Source organism: uncultured Deefgea sp. (assembly GCF_947072475.1).
Classification (GTDB): Bacteria; Pseudomonadota; Gammaproteobacteria; order Burkholderiales; family Chitinibacteraceae; genus Deefgea.
The window spans coordinates 1-19,899 of the sequence record NZ_CAMTIA010000051.1 but is presented as its reverse complement, the minus strand read 5'-3'; the positions used below and the strand labels follow the sequence as shown (position 1 = coordinate 19,899).

The 19,899-nt window shown below is 51.5% G+C and carries 15 protein-coding genes and 1 pseudogene; 12 read left to right on the top strand and 4 right to left on the bottom strand.

Annotated features, from left to right (window positions below; translation table 11 throughout):
* Nucleotides 1-50 precede the first annotated feature (50 nt).
* The 10 genes from Q0V82_RS13670 to Q0V82_RS13625 all read left to right on the top strand — a co-directional run bounded on the left by Q0V82_RS13670 (nucleotide 51) and on the right by Q0V82_RS13625 (nucleotide 14,541).
* The gene (locus Q0V82_RS13670) at nucleotides 51-1,463 is read left to right on the top strand and encodes a methyl-accepting chemotaxis protein (protein ID WP_297576716.1); all 1,413 of its coding nucleotides are present in this window, start codon (nucleotides 51-53) and stop codon (nucleotides 1,461-1,463) included.
* Nucleotides 1,464-1,622: 159 nt separating this feature from the next.
* A complete protein-coding gene (mfd, locus tag Q0V82_RS13665) occupies nucleotides 1,623-5,021 on the top strand; it encodes a transcription-repair coupling factor (RefSeq protein WP_297576715.1) in 3,399 nt (1,132 codons plus the stop codon).
* 70 nt (nucleotides 5,022-5,091) lie between these two features.
* The gene (locus tag Q0V82_RS13660; protein ID WP_297576714.1) at nucleotides 5,092-9,180 is read left to right on the top strand and encodes a DEAD/DEAH box helicase; all 4,089 of its coding nucleotides are present in this window, start codon (nucleotides 5,092-5,094) and stop codon (nucleotides 9,178-9,180) included.
* A gap of 2 nt (nucleotides 9,181-9,182) precedes the next feature.
* Nucleotides 9,183-9,641 (top strand): GNAT family N-acetyltransferase, encoded by a 459-nt coding sequence (locus Q0V82_RS13655; protein WP_297576713.1) that lies wholly within the window; start codon nucleotides 9,183-9,185, stop codon nucleotides 9,639-9,641.
* A gap of 25 nt (nucleotides 9,642-9,666) precedes the next feature.
* The gene (locus tag Q0V82_RS13650) at nucleotides 9,667-10,398 is read left to right on the top strand and encodes a UPF0149 family protein (RefSeq protein WP_297576711.1); all 732 of its coding nucleotides are present in this window, start codon (nucleotides 9,667-9,669) and stop codon (nucleotides 10,396-10,398) included.
* A 3-nt stretch (nucleotides 10,399-10,401) separates the two neighbouring features.
* Nucleotides 10,402-11,424, top strand: coding sequence for an FUSC family protein (locus Q0V82_RS13645; protein ID WP_297576710.1), 1,023 nt, complete (start codon nucleotides 10,402-10,404; stop codon nucleotides 11,422-11,424).
* Complete coding sequence (gene serB / locus Q0V82_RS13640) at nucleotides 11,424-12,263, top strand: phosphoserine phosphatase SerB (RefSeq protein WP_297576709.1); 840 nt, start codon at nucleotides 11,424-11,426, stop codon at nucleotides 12,261-12,263. The genes Q0V82_RS13645 and serB overlap by 1 nt, the downstream gene beginning before the upstream one ends.
* A gap of 409 nt (nucleotides 12,264-12,672) precedes the next feature.
* Nucleotides 12,673-12,921 (top strand): DUF2282 domain-containing protein, encoded by a 249-nt coding sequence (locus Q0V82_RS13635; protein WP_297576708.1) that lies wholly within the window; start codon nucleotides 12,673-12,675, stop codon nucleotides 12,919-12,921.
* A 70-nt stretch (nucleotides 12,922-12,991) separates the two neighbouring features.
* Nucleotides 12,992-13,822, top strand: a complete 831-nt coding sequence (locus tag Q0V82_RS13630) for a DUF692 domain-containing protein (protein ID WP_297576707.1) — start codon at nucleotides 12,992-12,994, stop codon at nucleotides 13,820-13,822.
* The gene (locus Q0V82_RS13625) at nucleotides 13,819-14,541 is read left to right on the top strand and encodes a DNA-binding domain-containing protein (protein ID WP_297576705.1); all 723 of its coding nucleotides are present in this window, start codon (nucleotides 13,819-13,821) and stop codon (nucleotides 14,539-14,541) included. The genes Q0V82_RS13630 and Q0V82_RS13625 overlap by 4 nt, the downstream gene beginning before the upstream one ends.
* A gap of 83 nt (nucleotides 14,542-14,624) precedes the next feature.
* Here the strand turns inward: Q0V82_RS13625 and Q0V82_RS13620 are convergent, their stop codons facing one another.
* From Q0V82_RS13620 to Q0V82_RS13605, 4 genes are all read right to left on the bottom strand, one after another.
* Complete coding sequence (locus tag Q0V82_RS13620) at nucleotides 14,625-15,941, bottom strand: chitinase N-terminal domain-containing protein (protein ID WP_297576704.1); 1,317 nt, start codon at nucleotides 15,939-15,941, stop codon at nucleotides 14,625-14,627.
* On the bottom strand, nucleotides 15,941-17,653 hold the full coding sequence (recJ, locus tag Q0V82_RS13615; RefSeq protein WP_297576703.1) for a single-stranded-DNA-specific exonuclease RecJ: 1,713 nt from the start codon (nucleotides 17,651-17,653) through the stop codon (nucleotides 15,941-15,943). The genes Q0V82_RS13620 and recJ overlap by 1 nt, the downstream gene beginning before the upstream one ends.
* A gap of 141 nt (nucleotides 17,654-17,794) precedes the next feature.
* Nucleotides 17,795-18,787, bottom strand: coding sequence for a hypothetical protein (locus Q0V82_RS13610; RefSeq protein WP_297576701.1), 993 nt, complete (start codon nucleotides 18,785-18,787; stop codon nucleotides 17,795-17,797).
* Between the two features lie 145 nt (nucleotides 18,788-18,932).
* Nucleotides 18,933-19,283, bottom strand: a complete 351-nt coding sequence (locus tag Q0V82_RS13605) for a YnfA family protein (protein ID WP_297576699.1) — start codon at nucleotides 19,281-19,283, stop codon at nucleotides 18,933-18,935.
* 168 nt (nucleotides 19,284-19,451) lie between these two features.
* Between Q0V82_RS13605 and frmR the strand changes: the two genes are divergently transcribed.
* Together frmR and Q0V82_RS13595 are read left to right on the top strand one after the other, a co-directional pair.
* Nucleotides 19,452-19,727: a formaldehyde-responsive transcriptional repressor FrmR gene (frmR, locus tag Q0V82_RS13600; RefSeq protein ID WP_297576698.1), complete on the top strand. Its 276-nt coding sequence runs from the start codon at nucleotides 19,452-19,454 to the stop codon at nucleotides 19,725-19,727.
* Between the two features lie 32 nt (nucleotides 19,728-19,759).
* Nucleotides 19,760-19,899: pseudogene (locus Q0V82_RS13595) on the top strand (S-(hydroxymethyl)glutathione dehydrogenase); the annotation flags it as partial.

The window sequence follows — 19,899 nt, the reverse complement described above, 5'->3', positions numbered from 1 at the left end:
AGTCACTGAATTGACGAACCTACCTAGCGTTGCACTTACTATTTGAACCTGTGGGGGTCAATATCTACATCGCCCTAATCATCGGCTTACTTCTACTGGCCGTTCAATCGCTAAGCTATAAGCAGGCCGCAAAACAGCTAGAAACAGAAAGAACCCATGAGTTGGCACTCATCAGCAAAAAAATCGCTATCGCCCTACCTCTTTTGCTTGAACAAAATCAAGCTGAAATCGCCAAACAAATAATTACGGCGGAACTACAAAATTCATTTTTAGAATCAATTCAAATTTACAATAAAAATAAATTACTAATCGACTTGCAAAGACAAATAAAATCAAATCAAATAAAATCAACAGCACCGATCCAATTTGAGACGCAAGCAAATACTAGTACACTCGATAAATCGACCATTAAAATAACTTATAACAATGAAGATTTATCTTATAAATCACAAAAACAACAACTAAGCATATTGTTGTATTCATTACCGACATCCATCATTCTATTTATTATTTTAATGCAACTTATTAAATGGAAGTTTATTCAACCAATATCTCAAATAAAAAACAATCTACATCAAATCACTACCAACCCACATTCACACTGCATTTACCCTACAGAAAATAAAGAAACCCACGCTCTTAGCTATGTTTGCACACAGCTTCATGACCATCTCATTGATCGAAACGACAACGACCAACAATCCAGCCAAACAATTAGCGTAACTTCTGAAGAAATAGCGGCAACCGCCGCTGAATTTGCTAGTTCAATGAGTGCGCAAAATGCCAGTCTGATGCGCAGCAATGTCTCAATGAGCGAAATATCAAAATCAATTAATACCAATACTGAGCACGCCAAAAGCACGCATTACATTGCAAAAGAAAGCGCAACTCGCGCAAAAGAAGGCCATGTATTAATCCAACAAACAATCAGTGCGATAGCCTCCATTAACAGTAAAATCAGCATTATTGATGACTTAGCTTATCAAACTAATATTTTGGCTTTAAATGCCGCAATTGAAGCGGCCAGAGCCGGCATACATGGCAGAGGTTTTGACGTTGTCGCACAAGAAGTTAGGCGACTCGCAAATCGAAGCCAAACTGCCGCAGGTGATATTGAAACACTTGTAAAACAAGGGATTAATAGCTCAAATGAAGTGGGCCACTTATTTGGTGACCTAAGCTACCTAACTGAAGAAACCGAGCGATTCGTTGAAGATATTGCACTCAATTCGAGTAAACAATCGCACAATTTATCGCAACTTAATCAAGAAAACCTACAAATTAGCCTATTAATGAACCACCTTTCTTCTTCTTCCGAAGAATTATCCGATACGGCACATGAATTAGGCGTCATTGCAGAACGTCATTTAAGAAATCTTGAACAGCCTATTCCTGATTCAACTGAAGCAATTAATAATCCTGACGCCTACGCATTACCACCGCTGATTGTGCGCCATGGCTGACACCGCATTAACCATGTTTTGACCCTTGATCAACAGCAATCAATCAGGCAAGGCAAAACAAGCCCATTTCAAGTACTGTAACCTGCAAGTTTGCCATGTTGAGGGCGCGCTGCGGCTGGTATAATCTAAGATTGTCTAGCTAGAGCGCGTTCTTACACTATGTCGCAATTGCCTCAACTGCCTCGCGCCAATGAGCGCCTCAAACTCGCACAACCCCACGGCTCTGCTGATGCCATGCTCTTGGCCGACTACGCCCAAGTTGCGCGGCCCTTAGTGATTTTGACGGCCAACGCGCAAGAAGCGGGCCGACTTAAAGACGAGCTCAGTTTCTTTTTGCCAGAAAAAACCGTCCTGCAGCTACCCGACTGGGAAACCCTGCCTTACGATCATTTTTCTCCGCATTCAGACCTGATTAGCGAGCGACTTGCCACACTGTGGCAAGCAAGGCAAAACGCCGTTGACGTGCTGATCGTGCCGCTACAAACAGCGATGGGGGTGCTGCCACCGGTTGAATTTTTAACCGCAACGACTTTTTTCATCAAAAAAGGCGATGCGTTTGACGCGGACCAGCTGCGCGCCGACATGGCTTTTGCTGGCTACAACCACGTCACCCAAGTGTATGGGCCCGGTGAATTTTCGATTCGCGGTGGCTTAATCGATTTATTTCCAATGGGCAGCACGCTGCCGTTTCGAATTGATTTATTCGACAATGAAATCGAATCGATTCGCACTTTCGACGTAGACACCCAGCGCAGCCTCTACCCTGTGCCTGAAATTCGTTTACTGCCCGCCAGAGAATTCCCTACCGATGAAGCCGGTTGTAAATTATTCCGGCAAAACTTTCGCGAAGCGTTTGAGGGCGACCCATCCAAAGCCAGGCTTTACAAAGACATCTCAAGCGGCGTGATCCCTGCGGGCATCGAATATTATTTACCGCTGTTCTTTGAGCACACCGCCACCGTTTTCGACTACTTGCCCAAAGAGGCAGTATTGGTCTTACACGGACCATTAATGGGCGCTGCAGAGCAATACTGGCAAGATATTGCAGAGCGACACAAGCTTAGCTATGGCGATAAAGATCGTCCACTCTTGCCGCCCCGCACGCTGTTTGTCGCGCCGGATCTCTTGTTTAGCCATATCAAAAACTATCGCCGCATTGAGCTGGGCGACGGCGAAACCAGCCTCACCCAGCCGCTACCGGCGCTTGACGTGGATCGGCGTAACGACAATCCAATCCGTCGACTCAATGATTTTGTTGAACACTATCCGGGTAAAATTATCCTCAGCGCCGAAAGCCTCGGTCGGCGCGAAACCATGTCGCAGTTCTTTGCTGAATACGGCTTTAAACCGACCTTGGTCGAGAATTGGCAAGCCGCTTTAGACAGCAAAGCCCACGCCCTGTTGCTGGCCTCGCCGCTGTTTCGTGGTTTTGAATGGCGCAGTGAATCGATTGCCATCATTACTGAGGCCGATCTCTATCCGTCGGTCATCCAAAGTCGCGGCAAAAAACCACAAAAACGCAGCAATACCGACGCCATGTTGCGCGATTTATCCGAGCTTAAAATCGGTGATCCGGTGGTGCACGAAGCGCACGGCATTGGCCGCTATATGGGCCTCACGTCGATGGACTTGGGCGACGGACCGACCGAGTTACTGCTCATTGAATACACCGGCAATGACAAACTGTATGTGCCGGTCAGCCAACTGCACGTGATTTCTCGTTATTCGGGCGGCGCATCCGATAGCGCACCGATGCATAAACTAGGCTCAGGTTCGTGGGAAAAAACCAAGCGTAAAGCGGCTGAACAAGTGCGCGATACGGCGGCGGAACTCCTCAATCTGTACGCACGCCGCGCGCTACGCGAAGGCCATGCGTTTGAATGGAGCCCACACGATTACGAAGCCTTTGCCGCCGGCTTTGGCTTTGAAGAAACCCCTGATCAAGCTGGCGCCATCGAAGCGGTTTTAGTCGATATGCGCGTCAAGCAACCGATGGATCGCTTAGTGTGTGGCGATGTGGGCTTTGGCAAAACCGAAGTGGCGCTACGCGCCGCTTTTGCTGCGGTGGCCGGTGGCAAGCAAGTCGCCGTTTTAGTGCCAACCACCCTTTTGGCCGAGCAACATTTTCAAACCTTTGTCGATCGTTTTTCGGATTGGCCAATTAAAGTCGCCGAGCTATCTCGCTTTCGCTCGGGCAAAGAAACTGCAGCAGCGATTGCTGGTCTGGCTGATGGCAGCGTGGACATCGTCATTGGTACGCACAAATTGGTGCAGCCGGACGTAGTGTTTAAACAATTGGGCCTGGTGATCATCGACGAAGAGCATCGTTTTGGCGTTAGACAAAAAGAGCAACTCAAAGCGCTGCGCGCCAATGTGGACGTACTCACCCTCACCGCAACGCCGATTCCACGGACCTTGGCGATGAGTTTAGAAGGCTTGCGTGATTTTTCAGTCATTGCCACCGCGCCCAATAAACGCCTGGCGGTTAAAACCTTTGTGTCTAAATTCTCTGACGGCATTATTCGCGAAGCCGTGCTGCGCGAACTCAAACGCGGCGGCCAAGTGTTTTTCTTACACAATGAAGTCGACACCATTGAAAACATGCGCGAAAAACTCGCCGCATTATTGCCCGAAGCGCGCATCGGCGTGGCACACGGACAAATGCGCGGCCGCGAGCTTGAACACGTGATGCGTGATTTTACCCAGCAGCGTTTTAACTTATTGCTGTGCTCAACCATTATCGAAAACGGCATCGACATCCCGAACGCCAATACGATTTTGATGAATCGCGCCGACAAATTTGGCTTGGCACAACTACACCAAATGCGTGGCCGTGTTGGTCGCTCCCATCATCAAGCGTATGCGTATTTGCTGATTCCGGACGTGGAAAGCATTAGCAGCGACGCCAAAAAACGCCTTGAAGCGATTCAAATGATGGAAGAGCTCGGCTCTGGTTTTTATCTGGCGATGCACGATTTAGAGATTCGTGGTGCAGGTGAAGTGCTGGGTGATTCGCAATCGGGTGAAATGCATGAGATTGGCTTTACGCTGTATTCACAAATGCTCAAAGAAGCGGTTAAAGCGCTCAAAGCCGGCAAAGAGCCTGATTTGTCGCAACCGCTGGGGGTGACCACCGAAATCAATCTGCACTCGCCCGCACTCTTGCCAGAAGACTATTGCCCCGATGTGAATGAGCGTTTATCGCTCTACAAACGCCTAGCGAGCAGTGACGACAAAGATGAGCTCAACGACATCCACCAAGAACTGGTGGATCGCTTTGGCTTGCTGCCGGACGCGGGCAAAGTGCTGCTCGACTGCCATCGCTTGCGTATGCTCGCCAAACCACTGGGCATTAGCAAAATTGACGCCGCAGATACCGCAATCATTATTCATTTCACGCAAAACACCGTTGTCGAACCAATGAAAATCATCAAACTGATTCAAAACAAAAAGAACTACAAGCTGCAAGGGCAAGACAAGTTGCGCATTGAAGGCGACTGGCCGACCAGCGCCTTACGCACCGCCCGAATTATCGAGCTGATCCGCGAACTGGTGTAATTGACGCGGTATGGCTAAGCCATATCGCAGCGCGCTTCACTCCTTACAATCATAATAGATAGGTATTGCCTTGGCCCTTTTGAAGAATAAATCACTCAGCGATATACCCCCACAAGATCTGCCTTTTTTATATGCCTTTGCCGTGTATGGTAAAGGTCTGGGGCAAACTCGGATTATTGAGTTACTTAAACGCGTCGCTTTAATCAGGCCGTTTGAGCCAGCGATTGCACTGGATATTCCATCGGTCAAAGCCACCTTGGGGCGCTTATTGATCGCCCAATGGATTAAAAACGATGTGGTGGGTTTTGAGCTCAATGCAGGCTTGCAATGGCCACTTTTGGCGCAGCTCAACGAGCATGACGCCCTGCTCGACTGGGTGAATGCCGCAGTGCAAACCAAACCCGTAGTGCAATACTGGGAAAGCACCTCCAGACAAAGCTACGCCACGCTGTGCGTATTTTCGGCGCTGATGGGCGATGAATCACTACTGACCAACGATTTAGAAGCATTTAGCACCAGCGGCATGTCTTTAGCGGCGCTCGAGCAGCATCCGGTGCATTTTTTCTTTGAGCATCCACTGGGCGTGCGGCATTTTTCTACGCTAACTGCCGAAGTTCAAGCATTACTGCTGGTGAATTTTTTGTACTTTGCCAGCAATTTATTAGCCCCGGCCCAAGCGCAATACGATTACGCACTGAACCACTGCGCCAGCCTGAAAGGGGTGCTACCCAATTTTGTGTTGGTGCTGGCGTGGCAAGCGCATTTACGCGGCGATCAAGATGCTTTTGCGCATATTGCAAGCTTACTCAACCCCAATGTCTTATCCGAAGCGGACACCGCCAATCGCCTTAGTCGCGGTGATTTTTCCAGCGCGATTCATCGTTTTGGCTTGCTGATCGAGCAAATTAAAAAACACAGCAATAAACGCAAAGTCGGCATTACTGGCATCAATGGCCTGCTTTACAGCTTGGCCTTAATCGCCGAGCGCAGCGAAGATGATTTAAAGCGCTTGGTGGTGCAATTTGAAGTCGGTAAAAAAGACAAGCTCAACAGCCTGTATGACGAGCATATTGACTGGATTTATTACCTTGCCACGGGCTTGGCCTGCCACAGCAATGCCGTGCAACCGGTCACCGCCAGTTATGGCTTTACTGGGCTGATTGAGTTGCTGATTTTGTATTGGCGTGATTATCCATTTGATGCCAATTGGCGCACCCAGTGCGAAAAACTGCACCGCGCATGGCAAGAATACACCTGGGTAACGCAAGAGCTTGACGTGTTTATGGCGCGCGCTTTTAGCGATGATTTACTGCAACCCAATTGGCATGCCGATCGCCAATTTACCGCTTGGGTTGATTTATTACCGCGCGAAGCGGCTTGGTCACGCGCGCTGACGGCGCTGAGCCTACTCAACACCAAACCCAATGAGGTCGCGACCAACCATATTCGGCTAGCTTGGCTAGTTAACGCACAATACGGCGGCATTACGCTAGAACCCAGAGAGCAAAAACTCAGCGCCAAAGGCGTCTGGAGTAAAGGCCGCGCCGTCGCACTCAAACGCCTAGCGATTGGCAACGACCCCGCCTTGGCTTACTTAAGCGAACAAGATCAGCGCATCGTGAAGTATGCGCGTGCAGAGCATAACTACTATGGCGAATCGGGCTATACCCTCGATCATGAGTCAGCACTGTTCGAGCTAATCGGCCATCCGCAAGTGTATTGGGCCGATGCGCCTGATGTGCGCATTGATATTGCTGAAGGCGAAATCGCGTTACAACTCAAAGAAAGCAAAGGCCAGATTTCACTCAAGCTCAAGCCCAAAATCACCGCCGGAGAAGATGTTTTTTGGCAAAAAGAAACGCCCACTCGCCTGATGGTGTACCGCATTAAGCCCGACATCCGCCAAATCGCTGGCATTATTGGCAGCGGCTTACTGGTACCGGCCCAAGCCAAGCCACAACTGGTTGGCGCGATTACGGCGATTGCACCGCATATCGCCATTCATTCAGACCTGCCTGAGCTGGCGGCGCACATCAATGCCATTCCGGGCAACACGCTGCTGTACGCGCATTTATTGCCACTGAACGAAGGCTTACGCTTGCAGTTTTTGGTGCGCCCGATTCTCGAAGGCAGCTGGTTTACCCCAGGCAAAGGCGCGGCCAATATTTTGGGCGAGCAAGACGGTAAAACCGTGCAAGTCGAGCGCGACTTAAAACAAGAAAAAGCCAACCTCAATCAAGTCCTCAACCATTGCACCGCCTTGGCCAACGCTGAGTCCGACGGGCAAGAATGGCAAATGGATGCACCCGATGATTGCCTCGAACTATTAATGCAATTGCGCCGACTCCCCGCAGAGCAAATCGAGCTAGTTTGGCCCGAAGGCGAGCGCTTTCGCCTTAAAGCCACTAAATCACTGGCCAATATGAAGCTCGGCCTTAAGCAGCAAGGCGATTGGTTTGTCGTCAATGGCGAGGTCAAACTCGACGATGGCAAGGTGTTGCAATTGCGCCAACTGCTCGAATTACTTGACGCCTCGCCCGGCCGCTTTTTAAAGCTCGGCGACAACGATTATCTGGCGCTGACTGACTCCTTTAGAAAACGCCTCGAAGAGCTCTACGCCGTCGCCGAACCTAGCGGCAAAGACGGTTTTAAGGTCAACCTACTGGCCAGCAATGCGCTACTTGAACTGAGCCAAGAAGTGGGCGAGCTCGAAGCGGACGCCGCGTGGCGCAATCACATCGCCAAGCTCGAACAACTGGCGCAGCACCAGCCTAAAGTGCCGTCCACTTTGCAAACAACGCTGCGCGACTATCAACAAGACGGCTTTCAATGGCTGTCGCGCTTGGCGCACTGGGGCGTTGGCGCGTGCTTGGCGGACGATATGGGCTTGGGTAAAACGGTGCAAACCTTGGCCTTAATGCTCGAGCGCGCACCGCAAGGCCCGTGTTTAGTGGTTGCACCGACGTCGGTCGCACTCAATTGGGAAGCCGAAAGCTGCAAATTTGCCCCGACGCTGAAGATTCAAGCGTATGGACAAAACCGTAAACTGGATGCCTTAGGCGCGTTTGACGTCATCATCACCAGCTACGGCTTATTGCAGCAAGACGCCGCACAATTTGCTGCCGTGCATTGGCATACCGTGGTGCTCGATGAAGCGCAAGCAATTAAAAATGCCACCACCAAACGCAGCCAAGCGGCCATGGCGCTGCAAGCCGATTTTAAAATGATCGCCACCGGCACGCCGATGGAAAATCATTTGGGTGAATTGTGGAATCTATTTCGCTTTATCAATCCAGCGCTACTGGGCTCCAAAGAGAAATTCACCGCCAAATACGCCAACCCAATTGAAGGCGGCGATAAAGCAGCCAAACAGGCGCTCAAAAAACTCATTCAGCCGTTTATGCTGCGCCGGACCAAAACCCAAGTGCTGGCCGAATTGCCATCACGCACCGAGATCACGCTACGCGTGCCACTCAGTAGTGATGAGCAACATTTATACGAAGCACTGCGCCAACAAGCCGTCGAACGACTCGACAGCATTGATGAAGCGGCTAAAAAACCGATGCAAGTGTTGGCAGAAATCACCAAGCTGCGCCGGTTTTGCTGCAATCCTAAGCTGGTAATGAAAGACAGCCAACTCATCGGTAGCAAGCTCACTGCGTTTGCTGAAGTCACCACCGAGCTACTAGAAAACCAACATAAAGCACTGGTGTTTAGCCAGTTTGTCGACCACTTAGCGATTGTGCGTGAATGGCTAGACCAACAAGGGATCGCTTACCAATATCTGGATGGCAGCACGCCACCGAAAAAACGCCTTGAAGCAGTCAATGCCTTTCAAGCCGGTGAAGGCGACATCTTTTTGATCAGCCTAAAAGCCGGTGGCTCAGGACTCAACTTAACCGCCGCCGATTATGTGATTCACCTTGATCCTTGGTGGAATCCAGCAGTAGAAGACCAAGCGTCAGATCGGGCGCATCGCATGGGACAACAACGCCCCGTCACCATTTATCGCCTAGTAGCTGAAGGCACGATTGAAGAGCAAATCGTCGCACTGCATCACAATAAGCGCGACTTGGCCGATAGCTTACTCGAAGGCGGCGACAGCAGTGGCAAACTCGGTGCTGAGGCCTTATTGCAACTGCTTAAGTCGGCAGTGTAAGCATGCAAAACTATGATTTTCGGCCAGCCCTAGCCAGTGACGCCAAAGCCATTCACGCCCTTATCGTGCAATCGATCACGCAACTGGGGGTATTAGATCATCAGCATTGCGCACAAACGCTCAGCGACTTATGCCTTGCTGTTAATGTGGACGACATTGCCGAATCAATCGCCGATGGCGACACCGTGTGGCTCGCAGTACAGCAGCAAGCCATCTGCGGCGTTGCCGCGATGGATAGGCATGGCGAGATCTTGCATTTTTATGTCTCACCGCAGCATAGCGGGCAAAATTTGGGGCGAGCGTTATTAGCAGCACTCCAATTGAGCGCCCGCGAGCAAGGCTTAAGCCATATAATGCTGGCTACCACGCATAGCGCCCGTGGATTTTTCCGTGGGCAGGGTTTTATCCCAACGCGGCCTGACTTTGCTGAGTGGTTAGAAAAACCACTCCAGCAGCACTAAATCAATTGAAACAATGGAAATCAGTATGAGCAAACTCCTTAGCGACGCACAACTTGAGCAACTCGACAGCTTTTTAATGTCGCCGCGTACGCCGGCCGAAACCATGGACATCGAAATGCTCGATGGCTTTTTGGTGGCACTGGCCGTGGGCCCAGAAGACGTTCCTGAAGAAGAATGGCTGCCGGCGATTTTTGCTGGCACGCCGCCGGAATTTGACGATCACGCAGAAGCCGAACAGATTTTTGGCCTAATTCGCCAACACGCAGCCAGCATTAAAGCGGCGTTTTCAGTGAATCGCCGCGACAATCCCGGTGAAAACCCACTGTATGTTCCGGTGATTTTGTCAGACGAAGATCAAGACGAACAATGGCAAGAAACCTCTGGCGTGTATTGGGCCTCAGGTTTTTATGCCGGGATTGAAGCGCGCGGCGAAGCATGGGACGCACTGCTTGAAGCCAATGAAGAACTCGATACCGCCGTTGAAAACATTCTGGCACTCGCTGCCAGCGCGGGCGACGAAGCAGATACCAGCCCAAGCGATGAAGTCGGTGCTGAACCCGTCAAACTACTGACCACTAAAGAGCGTGCGGATCGCGTGGCCGAGTTGCCTTGGCATGTTGAAGACATCATGTATTTTGTACTTGAAGAAAAATTTGGCCACGTAGAGCAAGTCAAACGTGACGAGCCAAAAGTCGGCCGCAATGATCCTTGCCCATGCGGCTCAGGCAAAAAATTCAAAAAGTGCCACGGTGCATAATTAATGCCCAAGTGGCTGACGCTGCTTCGCCCTAATCGCGGGCCATTCCCCCCTTCGCGCATGCTGTTGGGGGTAATGGCTTTTGCTATTCCGATGGGCTGGCAGGTTTACCACGACCACAACCAAGCGGCGGGCATGATGGGTTTTGCCATTTTGGCGACACTGATGCTCGACATCGGCGGCACCCGCAAAAAACGCCTCGAAAGCATGGTCGTTGGCAATATCTTGATGCTGCTGACCGCCAGCATTAGTCTGAGCATTAATCACAATATATTGCTTTGGCTGGGTGGGATTTTACTTTTAATGACCTTAATCGGCGCGAGTTTATCCGCCGGTTTTGCTTTGGATTTATTACTACGGCTATTGGCCTCAGCCTACTTGATTGGCTACCCCGGCACGTTTGTGTCGAGCGCGATTTTGCCGTATTACCTGATTGCGGCGGCGATGACGATTGCGCTCAGTGTGAGCTTTGCCCCCAGAATGAACAACCCCATCGGCCTACAAATCCAGCCGCACTGGCGTAGCGACTACCAGCAACTGCGCAAAGGCCAATTTGCTGGGGCGACCTTTGGCATTTTATTGGCCATTGCCTGTGCGTTTAGTTTTTTTGCTGCCCGCTATCTGAACCTCAGCGCACCCAATGTCGCCGCCATTTGCACGGTGGTGGTATTTCGCCCTGAGCCCGACCGAACTTACCCAACGATTTGGCTGCGCTTTGTCGGCGTTTTGCTGGCCTCGGTCGTCGCGTGGCTGTTTGTTTTTCAAATCGATTCCAATGTTGAGCTCGTTATTTTAGCCGCCCTCTCGGGCGCACTGATTCCGGTGGCCTTTGCCAATGGCTTAATGTATGTCGCAGCGATAATTACTTTTATTGTGTATCTGATTTTGGCGCTACTGGGGATTCATGGCCATGCGGCCGAAATTTCAGCCGAAAACCGGATTTATGAAACCGTCTTAGGCGCAAGCATCGCAGGGGTTTTTGCGATGATTTTCCATAGTTTAAAACCAGCAATAGGAAAGCAATAATGTACCGCTTAGTCATTCAAGCGCCCGAATTGGCCACCCAAAACTTAAAACAACTGGCCCGTCTTTCTGGCGCGCACACCATTGAAGCGATTAACCAACAGGCGTTTAAACTGCATGGCGCTGAAATTGAAAATCTCGAGTCGGTCGCTGATTTTTGTGAATCCAATCAGTTTGACTTTGCCTTTATCCCAGAAGACCTCAGCGTACAAGACATTGGCTTAGTGGTGATGGACATGGACTCCACGCTGATCACCATCGAATGCATCGACGAAATCGCCGATATGATCGGCATCAAAGCGCAAGTGGCTGCCATTACGGCTGCGGCCATGCGTGGCGAGCTCGATTTTAATGCCAGCCTTACCCAGCGCGTGGCCTTGCTAGCGGGGCTTGACGAATCGGCATTAGAGCGCGTTTATACTGAGCGCTTGCAATTGATGGCGGGCGCAGAAAAAATGCTCGCTGGCTTTCAAGCTACGGGTGCGAAAACCCTGCTGATCTCCGGTGGATTTACTTTTTTTACTGACAAACTCAAAACGCAACTGGGGCTCACTCGCACCATCGCCAATGTGCTGGAAATCGAAAACGGCAAACTCACTGGCCGCATTGTTGGCGACATCGTCAACGCCGAAACAAAACGCGATGAATTAATCGCGATGCGCGATGAACTCGGTTTACGTCACGAGCAAGTGGTGGCGATGGGTGATGGCGCTAATGATTTACTGATGCTGCACGCCGCTGGTTTTGGCATCGCCTGCCATGCCAAACCCAAGGTGCAAGCACAAGCACCGTATAAAATTAATTACGTCGGGCTGGATGGCGCCTTAAACTATTTCAAGTAATTGGTTGCGGGTAGTTTACATTTCAACCCGTTTAAGCCAACATCCAAATCATCTTGTTACGCCTACGCATCGCCTTCAGAAGAGCGACGTAGGCGCTGGCTTGCCCGCGAAGGTTTTCCTTATTTGAGCGCATCCGCGGGCGAGCCAGCGCCTATCAATACCCCAATTTTATGGATTTCTGCAGCAAAGACACCAGTAAGAAAACCCAATTTACCACATGGGTATATCAAGAAAAGCCAATTTATTAATGGCACATATTGATATACCCATTAATAAAATATTAATTAGAAAAAAATATCCAATTTTTTCTTCGTCTTGTGTAATAACAAAGCAGTCGCCACGACTACCCTTGTGTCGATACCGACAGATGCGGTTTTTCTTACTTGACTCAATACGCTGGAGAATGAAAATGAACAATAAATCAATCTTACTCGCCTCAGCCATGGTGGCCGTCTTAGCTGCCGCCGCACAACCGGCTTTAGCCGCTGATGCCGCCAAAGAAAAATGCTTTGGCGTGGCCAAAGCCGGTGCCAACGATTGCGCCGCCAATGGCCATGCCTGCGCCGGTCAAGCTGGTGCCAGCATGGACCCCAAAGAATGGAAGTATGTTGCCAAAGGCACTTGCACCGAAATGAAAGGCATGCTAAAAGCCATGTAAGCTACAAGGCGGCAGGCCTGAAGCATTTTCTCCCTGCCGCACTCACCTTGATGACTCTAAGTAGATTGCGATGCTCACCTCACTGCCGCTTTGCGCCGGCTTAGGGCTTAGAAGCCCACATATCCAAGCCGTGATTCAAGATCAGCCCCCCGTCGCTTGGTGGGAAGTGCACAGTGAAAACTATTTTGGCGGCGGCGCGCCAATAGCGGCACTCGAAAAAATCCGCGCCAATTACCCCATCAGCTTACACGGTGTGGCCATGGGCTTAGGCAGCTCGACCCTCGATTCGCTGCATCTAAAGCAACTTAAAACCCTGGTCGATCGCATCGAACCGGCGGCGGTGTCTGAACATCTAGCGTGGAATCGACTCAATCAACACGCTTACGCCGACTTATTGCCCGTGCCGCGTCTTGAGGGCGTGATTGAGCAACTCAGCGAGCGAATCAACCTCGTGCAGGATTTTTTACAGCGGCCCATCTTGATCGAAAACGTGTCCAGCTATATCCAATTTGCAGATGAAATTTATCTTGAAAGTGAAGTTCTGGCGCAACTGGTGGCACAAACCGGCTGCGGACTGATTCTGGATGTCAACAATCTGATTGTCAGCCAGATTAATCTGGGTATTGACCCTTACCTTGAACTGGCGCATCTGCCACTCAAATCAGTGGGAGAAATTCATATCGCCGGTTTTGAGCTGTTTGACGGCGTTGCCATCGACACCCATGGTGCAGCGCCAACGCCGGCGGTGTGGCAATTACTTGACGTAGTCATCCAGCAAACTGGGCCGATCCCGGTGCTGCTTGAGCGCGACAATCATATTCCGGCGCTCAATGAATTAATGCTGGATTACCAGCACTTAAATGCGCATTGCGCCGCGATTTGGCAAGGCGCAAAGCCATGAACTACCTACAAGCCCTCACCGAATTTGCCCGCGCCATTAACGAGCCCAATACCGCCAACACGGCCATCAGTCCGGCCACTCAAGCCAATATGACGGTGTATCGCAACAACATTCGACTCAATCGCGCCAATGCGCTCAAACTAGCCTACCCCACGGTGCTGGCTTTATTGGGCGAAGAATTTTTTATGGCGATGGCCGATGTGTATACCCAAAGCACCGCCAGTACATCGGCCAATTTGCATCAAGAAGGGCATTTGCTGGCTGAATTTATTGCCCAATTTGCGCCGACACAAGCCTACCCCTATTTAAGTGACGTGGCGCAATTAGACTGGGCGATGCATCAAGCTCACTACGCCGACGATCACGTGGGACTTAGCGCGGCGATTTTGGCCGAACAGGCTCAATCGTTGGCACAGCTTAAATTGCTGCTGCATCCTGCGCTGCAGATCATTGAATCTAAATGGCCGATTGCCAGCTTATTTGCCATGCATCACGGCGGCGCAAAACCGCAAGACTTGTATCGCGGCGAATGTGTTTTAGTTTGGCGCGATCAATACCAAATCATTGACGCGGCACCCGCAGCGTTTTTTCTCGCGTTGATGCAGCAACTCACTTTAGAAGAAGCGTTGTTGGCAGGGGCAGCGGTGGATGCGGGATTTGATCCGGCAAGCAGCCTGTCTTTATTGCTTGAGCAGCAACTCATCATTGCTTTGGCTTAAGGTCGGCTGTCATGTGCTTTGCCAGCTGGGCTGACACGGACTTTGGCAGCAAGGCCGCAAGCGTACAGCGTTGTCCGTATCCGTTAACGCGGCAACGCCGGTACAGTCACCACCACCGCATCAATACACTGTTTAGCGCGGCATAATTTCACCAGCCAATTGCCCGGCCGCGTTGCGGGCACGCCCTGCCAGCTACCACACCACACGCCTGCTTGGCAGGGTTGACTAATTTTCTGACTAAAAATCACCTGTCGCCGATCCGCATCAAGCAGTAGCCAATGATCGGGTGCCACACTGGGGCCGGTGGTTTGCCAGCTCACTATCACTTGCCCCACGGGCAAACCATTACCCAGCTCTGGATCGGCATCGGTATAGACTTTAACGCTCGGCTGAATGGGTGCCCAATTGGGCCCCAGCATGGCCTCTACCGTTACTGGCGCAGATTCACTGCACAAATTGGCATGACACAAACGAATCGACAGTGCATAAACCCCATTCACCAGCGGCAGCTCAACTTGCGCCGATTGGCTGTTTTCTGTGGTTTCGGTAAATTGACTCGAGCGATAAATCGCTTTGCCCGCCTGCAGCACTTCCCATTGCGTGCCCACATGGCCCCAATACACATCCCATTTGAGCAGCGCTTTGCCGTCGGTGATCACCGGCGCAGTCCATGCCAGCTCAGGCGGCGCGGGTTTTTTGCTGACCGCAGCCGCCTCCCCAGCAGTCTCAGCCCAAGTTTGCGCGTAAGCATGACTGCACTGCGGCGCGGCCAATGTGCCACGACACAAGCTCACTTGCCACTGATGCAAACCCGGCTCAAGCTGTTCAATCGTGAAAATCCCGCCTTGCACGTCGGTGATGGCTACCGCACTGGGATTAACCGGATCAAGCGGTTCAAGCGGATCAGCGGTACTGGCGGCATTGGACGTACTGGGGCGCAACGGTCGAGAAATAAAGTCCTTGCCGCGATAACGCAGTTGCTGATTATCCCAAACTTCCCACCACTGCCCGACCGCACCAAAGCCATTTTGCCAGCTCAAACTAAATCGACCAGCCTTCACCTGAGTCGGCACAACATCTAAAAACGGTTGCTGCGGCGTCTCATCAACCACCGCCCCTAGCGTTGCAATCGGCTCGCTCGGGCGAACAAATTCTGCCGGCACAATGGCCGGATCATTCTGCACCGACGGCGCGGGCTCGGGTAAGGTCTCGCATTCCATCAAGCCCATAATCAACGACGGCTGACACGCCAATTGCGAGCGCGACGCCATCTCGGCGCTAGGCAATAAAAAGCCCGCCTGAGCCACGCCCAATCCACTCAATAAGCCATACACCGCGCTTAAGCGTAAGCATAATTTCAGCCCGCGTGAGATCGGTTGACGCCAGCGCGGTTGAGTCATTATTTTGCCTCGTCCGGTTTTGCGCAGGCTTGGGTATGTTCCAGCTGCAATTGCAAGATCCGCTCACCTCTAAATTCATTGACGCTGATTTTATAAACCGCCGAGATATGCCGGGGTATTGGCTCGCAGAAATTGAACTGCATAGCCTCTAGCACAATACCCATAGAGGTTTCTAATTTAAGCTTGCTGTGTTTTTCACCCACAATGCGCTGCTCCAGCACTCGAAACTGGCCTTGAAACACCGGAGCCGGAAAACCTTGCCCCCAAACTTGGCGCTCTAACCCTTCGGCCGTGGCCAATACAAAAGCATCTGGCGGCAACTCGCCATCGGTTTCGATCACGCGGCTTAAATCACTTTCATTGAGTAACTCGCGACATACCGCCTCAAAAGCGCTTTTAAACTCGGCAAAATCGGCCACATTCAACGACAAACCCGCCGCCATCGCATGGCCACCAAATTTAGCAATCAGATGCGGGTGGCGTTTGGAGACTAAATCGAGCGCATCGCGCAAATGCAAGCCGGCAATCGAGCGCCCCGAGCCTTTGATCTCATCGCCATTGCCATTGGCAAAAACAATCGTTGGCCGATGAAAACGATCTTTCATTCGCGACGCCACAATCCCCACTACGCCTTGATGCCATTCGGGATTGTAAAGCGCAATACTAAAGCTATCGTCCACCGCCACACTGGCCAAGGCCAATTCGGCCTCGGCGCGCATACCGTGTTCAATCTCGCGGCGCGCCCGATTTAATTGATCGAGCTCACGCGCCAAAGGCAAAGCGGCCTCTTCACTACTGGCCAGCAAAGTGTTAATCCCAAAACGCATATCGTCCAAACGCCCAGCGGCATTCAGGCGTGGGCCCAAAGCAAAACCCAAATCAAAGCAGCTGGCGCGAGCATAAGAGCGCCCGGCGGCGCTAAACAAGGCCATAATGCCGGGCGCAGCGCGACCGGCGCGCATGCGTTTTAAACCTTGCTCCACCAAAATCCGATTATTCGCATCGAGTTTAACCACGTCGGCCACCGTGCCTAAGGCGACGATATCGAGCCATTGTGCCAAATTAGGCTCAGCTTGCTCAGCAAAAGCACCGCGCTCGCGCAGTGCGGCGCGCAATGCCATCAATACATAAAACATCACGCCCACACCGGCTAGATTTTTACTGGGGAATCCGCAGTCGGGCTGATTGGGGTTCACAATCAACGCATCGGGCAGCGTATCGGCCGGTAAATGATGGTCGGTAATCAATACCTCAATGCCCAGTGCGCGTGCGGCCTCTACACCGGCATGGCTGGCGATGCCATTGTCGACGGTAATAATCATATCGGGCTGGCGCTCGGCCGCCAAAGCGACAATTTCGGGCGTGAGGCCGTAACCATATTCAAAGCGATTGGGCACGATAAAATCCACCACCGCGCCAAATGCCGCCAAACCTTTCATCCCCAATGCGGTGGCCGTGGCACCATCGCAATCGTAATCACCGACAATCAACATCCTTTGCCCAGCAGCAATGGCATCGGCTAAACGCACGCCCATTTCGGTGGCGTTTTTAAGCTGACTAAACGGCAATAAATGCTTTAGTTGATGCTCTAATTCTTGCGACTGCACCACGCCGCGCGCAGCGTACAGCCGCGCATGCAGCGGCGAAAATCCAGCGTGTAATAAAGTTTGCTCCAAATGAGCAGGAACGGAACGAGAACGAATGGTGAGCACAGCAACCCTTAATCAAAAAACAACACCAAGCCAAGGTGCTGTTGATGTTGACGATATGGACGAAAATCGCGCTAGCACGACCGTACATCAAACTTCAACAGCGCTTAGACTCAGCACTACAAAGCATCAATCGCGGCCGTTTTAAAATGGCAGTCGAGGACGACGCCAAAAACGATACAAATCCAAGCGCGTAATCCTCACTTGCGTGCCAGCACTCAGGAATGTCAGCGTCAGCGATTGCAGCTGGCCACGCTGTAATTGCGTCAGTAGCGGTGCAAACCAAACCGTCTCTAACCACGACCATTGACTGCGCCACTCGTAAGCATGGCCATAAATCGCGTCCACACTCAATTGATCGAGCACCACGATGCTGTCATGCGCTGGCAAGTCCGCCACGGTGGCGACACTGGCGACACCGCGCTCACCCACCAAGGCCGCAACCTGATGGTCGCCACCGAAAACCGAGGCTTTGGCGGGCGCAATAGCGCCAGCGCGATAATCCACACCGCCGGACAAATGCACGCTATTGATCATCGCAATCCCAGCCGCATCGCGCTCATCATTCACGCGATGGCCATACATCACCATTTGAATTTCATTGAGCACCGCATTCCACTGCAAAGCCTGCTCGCCTTGCGGCAAATAATCTTGCAGATTGCCACCCAAAGCTTGGGCAAGCGGCGTGAATTGCAGTTGTGGATCGGCGGGTAAACGTAAATACCACCGACTCGGTGTGGCCGCGACAAAGAACAAGCCATCTTCAGCAAATTGCTGATTGAGTGCCGCCACCAAAGCATCGGCCTCGGCTTGGCTAATTTGCAATAAGGGCACACCCAGTATCGTGAGTCGATCACGATCAATGCGTAAATGGATTGGATCGCAGCACAACCAATACCCAGATTGCACGTCGGGGCAATCTTGCGCCAAAGTGAGCGCGGTCAAAGCAGGCGGCGTGTCATAGAGCTGGTGCGCCAAATAATCGGCGGCTGTAGCGCATGGGCCCATCGAGCTGCGCTGGTGCTGTCCCTTGCCATACAGCGTGGCCAAGGCCGGCAAGGTTAAATCGCGGTTCATTAAAGGGCGTAAATCTTCATCACGCCAGACCGTATCGGGAATAATCAGTTCATAGTTCATCGTGCTGATTTTACACGGAACACGCTCGCGCCGGAAAACAACCACCGCTTAAGGCCGGTTGACGTTGGGTTTGCCAACCGCGTTTGCGCGGGTTTTGGCCTGAGGCAGGCCACCAAGCGCGCAGCATCAGACCAAAATGACGTACTTAATTCAAACCGGACGCTGAGTCAGCAATCGGCTGAAAAGCAATCACCGCCATGCCCAGCAAAGCCAAAAGCGCCCCAAAGCCATCCCAACGCGTTAATGTCACCCCATCGACCACGCGTAACCACACTAAAGCCACGGCAATATACATGCCACCGTAGGCGGCATAAATTCGGCCAGAGGCACTTGGATGCAGCGCCAAACAATACGCAAACAAAGCCAAGGACAACGCTGCCGGAATCAAATACCACGCACTCGCGCCTTGTTTGACGAATCGCCACACCAGATAACAGCCCACGATTTCAGCGAGCGCAGTAAAGGCAAACAACAAAAACACTCTTAGCCATTCCAAAATAACACCCTCAGCTCACAACACGAAAAAATACCCACCAAGGCGCGGCTGTTAAACAGCACCATCGGCAGGCCATTAACATACTGCATACTACCATAGAGTATGTATTGCATTTTAGTATACTGGGGTATAGTATAAAAACACTCAATCATCCCCAAGTCAACGCCGATGCCCAGTAGTCCAGAAGAAAAAAAGAAAGTGCTCACTCGCATTCGCCGCATTCGCGGACAAATTGATGCGCTAGAAAAAGCCCTAGAAACCGGTGCTGAATGCCGCGCCATTTTGCAACAAGTCTCCGCCGTACGCGGCGCGACCAATGGGCTGATGGCCGAAGTGCTTGAAAGCCATATTCGAGAAACATTTGATGCCACCGAAGGCGGCAGCAGTGCACACAACGCTTCGATCAATAACACCATTGAATTAGTTCGCGCCTACCTTAAGTAGCCAAGCGAATAGCTAACCAGGACATCAACACCATGAAATCACGCGCTGCCGTCGCTTTTGCGCCAGGAAAACCCCTAGAAATTATCGAAATTGACGTTGCACCACCACAAAAAGGCGAAGTTTTAATTAGAAACACCCACACCGGCGTTTGCCACACCGATGCATTTACATT

Bases quoted from the DNA above. Each gene is read 5' to 3' on its own strand.
- Q0V82_RS13625 (WP_297576705.1), top strand. From the start codon at position 13,819: ATGAACTACCTACAAGCCCTCACCGAATTTGCCCGCGCCATTAACGAG.
- Q0V82_RS13635 (WP_297576708.1), top strand. From the start codon at position 12,673: ATGAACAATAAATCAATCTTACTCGCCTCAGCCATGGTGGCCGTCTTA.
- mfd (WP_297576715.1), top strand. From the start codon at position 1,623: ATGTCGCAATTGCCTCAACTGCCTCGCGCCAATGAGCGCCTCAAACTC.
- serB (WP_297576709.1), top strand. From the start codon at position 11,424: ATGTACCGCTTAGTCATTCAAGCGCCCGAATTGGCCACCCAAAACTTA.
- Q0V82_RS13630 (WP_297576707.1), top strand. From the start codon at position 12,992: ATGCTCACCTCACTGCCGCTTTGCGCCGGCTTAGGGCTTAGAAGCCCA.
- Q0V82_RS13650 (WP_297576711.1), top strand. From the start codon at position 9,667: ATGAGCAAACTCCTTAGCGACGCACAACTTGAGCAACTCGACAGCTTT.
- Q0V82_RS13645 (WP_297576710.1), top strand. From the start codon at position 10,402: ATGCCCAAGTGGCTGACGCTGCTTCGCCCTAATCGCGGGCCATTCCCC.
- Q0V82_RS13610 (WP_297576701.1), bottom strand. From the start codon at position 18,787: ATGAACTATGAACTGATTATTCCCGATACGGTCTGGCGTGATGAAGAT.
- Q0V82_RS13620 (WP_297576704.1), bottom strand. From the start codon at position 15,941: ATGACTCAACCGCGCTGGCGTCAACCGATCTCACGCGGGCTGAAATTA.
- frmR (WP_297576698.1), top strand. From the start codon at position 19,452: ATGCCCAGTAGTCCAGAAGAAAAAAAGAAAGTGCTCACTCGCATTCGC.
- Q0V82_RS13655 (WP_297576713.1), top strand. From the start codon at position 9,183: ATGCAAAACTATGATTTTCGGCCAGCCCTAGCCAGTGACGCCAAAGCC.